The organism is Borrelia hispanica CRI (genome assembly GCF_000500065.1).
GTDB lineage: Bacteria > Spirochaetota > Spirochaetia > Borreliales > Borreliaceae > Borrelia > Borrelia hispanica.
The window spans coordinates 1-4,422 of the sequence record NZ_AYOU01000018.1; the positions used below are offsets into that span (position 1 = coordinate 1).

Here is a 4,422-nt window from a genome sequence, read left to right on the forward strand (position 1 = left end):
TCAAGTCCTGAACCTGGTAAAGTTCTACATAAACAACTTACAGCACATTTTCTTAACATGAATACTGGCTTTTCTCTCCAAATAGGTGTGTTCTTATAATATTCACTAAGTAAAACAGAAAAACTATAACGATTACCATCATCTGATTTGAAAAAAGCTGTACACTGCCAATCTTCTTGTATCACCTTATTACCTTTAGAATCAATCTTAATTGATTTAACCAATTTTTCTTCAAAGTCAAGATCATACTTGCTATATCCAGCTTCATATGCACGTATAAGCAATGTTTGATATGCTACTACAACTGTATAACGACCATTGAACGGTATTATGTATGCTTCCTTCTTAAATGGATTTAATTTGTTTACTTGTAATAAAGTTAAAATTTCTCGTTCTGAATAAGCATCTATCTTGTTAAGATTATGCATAATCTTGTATGTTTCCCATACTTCTGCAATATTACTTGAATTCATTTTATCTATTATTACATCTACTGTATTTGTTGATTGATTCTTTATCATATTATTATTTTTATTCATATTTAATCTCCTTGCAATTTATTTAAAAAATATATTATGTATGGTATCACATATACTAGTTTTTGTCAATTTTTTATGTTATATATAGTATATTTGCTAAATATTAAATAAAACTTTATTAATAAAAGTTTGCTTATTATTAATAATTAAGTTATTCTTAATAATAAGAAAGCTACATAGGAGGCTCGAATGAATAGCAATGAAAAGTCATTACCCTATACAAAACCATCAAAGAAATATCACAACAGATATTATAAAATAGTATCAATAGTTAAATTCTTTCAAAAGAATTCTATCAAGTACAATCAAACCAGTATTTTAAATACATTAAATCGTTTTCTAGCTAAAGACGAACTCAAAATAATTACACTCAGAACCCTTAGAAAAGATTTAGCCTTGTTATGTAATCAAGGTATTATTAAAAAAACTCTATTAAGATTGGGAGAAGGAAATGGCTCATACATAAGATATGCAGCAAATAAATACAGTCTCAAAAATTTAAAACGTTTTCTTGAAGATAAACAAGCAATAGTTGAACATGATGCAAATGAAACATATAAATTCACAAAAGAAACACAACAAAAATATTACTTAAAAAACAAAGGGTTAAATATTCATAAATCTAAAAATGCAACTAAAAATGTCAGTCATAATATAACTAATAATAAAAAAATAAAGAATAAAAAAAATAAAAAAGAAGAGAAAAAAGAAATAGGAAATAGAACGATCGACACGAACTATATGATAAAAAATGTAGCAAAATGGAAAACTATGAGATATCTGGATAAGATAGAAGAAAATGCAAATAAAAAGAGATATGAAGATAGCATAATTAGAACACAAGAATGGTTGAAGAACTTAAAGATTGAAAATAATACTTGCAAAGATTGTTAGATAAAAAACAAATTTTTAAGGAAAGAATATGGAAGATTCATTAAGAAGACTAAAAGAAAAAAAATTAGAAATTGAAAAGCTTCAAAATAAAACAGATGTCTTCTTGAAAATAGAGAGGATAAAAGATAGAACGGTATATCATACAAAAATTTTTCGAGATTTTTTTGCATTTGGGATTGATAAAAACGATAGCAATAAATTTTTTCTAATTTTGAGAGATCTTTTTAAAGATAAAACATGTAAATTTCATTTATTTTCTATTAAAGATGGTGACAAATTTTTAGGTATGTATTATGGATATAGAAAACCAATAAAAAATGTTATATCTAAATATAAAGAAAATGGGATTATTAAGACACATACCTTTCCTAAGGTGTTTTATGTAGAGTTTAGATTTAAAAAGGGTAGTGTTTTTTGCTATATAAAAGGAATTTATTATTTCTTTAGAAAAGAGAAATCAAATACAAAGTACTGCAAAATATTATTTGAAATAATAAATAGATTAGAAAAACAAATATATGAGTTTTATGGCAAACAGTTGTCAAGTGGAGGGATTATAACAAGATGGCTAGAAAAAAACCAGAAGTAATTACGATTGCATCAATTAAAGGTGGTGTTGGTAAAAGTACGACTAGTATAATATTTGCAATATTATTGGCTCAAAAATATCGAGTGTTGTTAATAGATATGGATACTCAAGCTTCTACTACTAGTTATTTTTATGAAAAAATAGAGAAGAAGAATATAGACTTGAGAAGTAATAACATATATGAAGTTTTAATAGATAAGTTGAATATCAACAGTTCAATTTTAAATGTTGAAAATAATTTGGATTTAATACCTAGTTACTTGACGTTACATAGTATAAATGCATTTGGATATAAACATGCTTTTAGTGAATTTAAGTTAAAGAATGACCTTAAATATTTAGATGTTCAATATGATTATATAGTAATTGATACTCCACCAAGTTTAGATTTTACATTGACTAGTTCTTTAATTTGTTGCAATTATTTAATAGTACCAATGACCGCAGAAAAATGGACAATTGAAAGTTTTGATCTTTTGAAATTTTTTATGGAAAAAATAGTTTTAGAACTTCCTATTTTTTTTATTATTACTAGATTTAAGAAAAATAATACACATAAGAAATTATTAGAAATGATTTACGCCAAAAATAATTTTTTGGGAGCTGTATCAGAACGAGAAGACTTGAATAGAAGGATAGCAGAAAACAATATTTTTGATTTTGAGAAGGATTATATAAAAGAATATAAGAATTCCTTAATTAATTTTTGCAAAAAAATTAATTAATTTAAATATTAGTTCAACAGGTTGAACTAATATAAAGATAATTTAAGGGGATAAAAATGAAAAATAATGAAAGTGTAAAGATTCATAAAAGAGATATTGATTCAAAAGGTAATGCATTACTTACTGAATCTAATAATAATGGAGAAAGTGTAGGAGCAGTTCGTTATAATACGTTAAAAAAGAAATTATACATAAATCTTAGAGAAGGAATCTATAATAAAATAGAATGTATGAAGATACTAAAAGAAATAAAAGATAATGAGTATTATAAATTAGATGGTTATAAAAGTTTTGATGCTTTTATAAAGAATTATGATGTTGCAAAAACTCAGGCTTATAATTATTTAAAAATTGCAGCAGCTTTAGAAGAGGGTTTATTAGAAGAGCAGTTTGTATTAGAAAACGGGTTTAGACAAATATTAAGTTTATTGCGGGATAAACAAGGTAAAACAATAAAAAAGTCAAAACAAAATCCCATAAAACCCTTAAGATTTCAACTTAAAAGACAAGAAAGTTATGATTTTTATAAGAAAAATGCTAAGTTTACTAGTTTTTTATTGGATAAACTATTTCAATCTAAGCAAGATTTAATTAAAGAGTTTTTAAAAGAATTTGAAAGTTTAAGAGGCTAAGTGTAAAGATTTTATACGAGATTTAATATATAAAGTATAAAATTTGATGATAATCTTTTTAAAGATATAGTATTAATATTTTTTTGTTATAAAATGCTTGATTTTATTTAGAATATGTTATAACTTCTTATTGTTGGGTATCTAGTCTATTCACTAGATCATCCTTGTAGTTTTACAATCAAAGATTTTAAATCTTAATCGACATTTTTTTGATGTTGATGCATGCAGTTTAAAAGGCAGAGATTTAAATCCCTGTTAATAATTTTATTGTATTAAGATAGTTATTAATAGGGATTTAAATTTTTTGTTTCAAAATTAGTACAATTTATTATCTATAAATTACCCATAAATCTTGATTTTTTTGTTAAAATGTTGCAAAACAGAATAGTTTTTGTTATTATTTTATATTATGAAATACTATAAGGAGATTGAATATGACAAATATTAATAAAACAATTAATAATGGAGTAAAAAAAATGAATCAACAAAATTTATACACCCAACCAGTTATTAAAGGGTTAGAATCTTTTGTTCCAACCGTAGATTCTGATAATAATAAACAAACTAATGTAAGTAAAATAAGCAAAATAGGACGTAAATTACCAGGCATAAAAAAAGGTGAATATTTCAAGTTTAATAGTAAAGTAGATTTTTCTATTCAACGTGAAGCATTAACAAGATTTGGTGCTAGTGAAGTTGGGAGTATATTTCTTGGTGCTGATGCTGCTTCTGAATTAATTGTAAGTAGAGTACTTAAATTTTTTGGGAAAGAAGTTCCATATAAAGATAATTTGCATATTAAAAAAGGCAAAGCATTAGAAAATTTAGGATTTGCTGAGTTTCTACGTATTTATTCTGATAATATACAAATTTTACACAAAAACAAATATGCTAATGGAATAGACAAATATAATTACTTCAAACGAGTAGGATTAGGAGATAATCTTGTTGGTGCAACAATAGATGGTTGGTTTGTAAATAATCAAGGTGAAACAGAACTATTAGAGATTAAATGTAGTGATAGTAATTATTTAACATCAGCT

Annotated in this window: 5 protein-coding genes and 1 pseudogene; 5 read left to right on the forward strand and 1 reads right to left on the reverse strand. The window is 24.6% G+C overall.

The genetic code is table 11. The features are described 5' to 3' along the window. The coding region (locus U880_RS09685) for a recombinase RecT (protein ID WP_038358567.1) at positions 1 to 539 on the reverse strand (539 nt) is incomplete at its 3' end. Positions 540 to 728: 189 nt separating this feature from the next. Between U880_RS09685 and U880_RS0100490 the strand changes: the two genes are divergently transcribed. The 5 genes and pseudogenes from U880_RS0100490 to U880_RS0100510 all read left to right on the forward strand — a co-directional run. Continuing rightward, positions 729 to 1,433, forward strand: coding sequence for a plasmid maintenance protein (locus U880_RS0100490; protein WP_024654341.1), 705 nt, complete (start codon positions 729 to 731; stop codon positions 1,431 to 1,433). 28 nt (positions 1,434 to 1,461) lie between these two features. Beyond that, positions 1,462 to 2,022 (forward strand): DUF226 domain-containing protein, encoded by a 561-nt coding sequence (locus U880_RS0100495; RefSeq protein ID WP_024654342.1) that lies wholly within the window; start codon positions 1,462 to 1,464, stop codon positions 2,020 to 2,022. Beyond that, on the forward strand, positions 1,998 to 2,747 hold the full coding sequence (locus tag U880_RS0100500) for a ParA family protein (RefSeq protein ID WP_024654343.1): 750 nt from the start codon (positions 1,998 to 2,000) through the stop codon (positions 2,745 to 2,747). The genes U880_RS0100495 and U880_RS0100500 overlap by 25 nt, the downstream gene beginning before the upstream one ends. A 56-nt stretch (positions 2,748 to 2,803) precedes the next feature. Next, on the forward strand, positions 2,804 to 3,379 hold the full coding sequence (locus U880_RS0100505; protein ID WP_024654344.1) for a chromosome replication/partitioning protein: 576 nt from the start codon (positions 2,804 to 2,806) through the stop codon (positions 3,377 to 3,379). A gap of 434 nt (positions 3,380 to 3,813) precedes the next feature. Then, a pseudogene (locus U880_RS0100510) lies at positions 3,814 to 4,422 on the forward strand (DUF244 domain-containing protein); the annotation flags it as partial.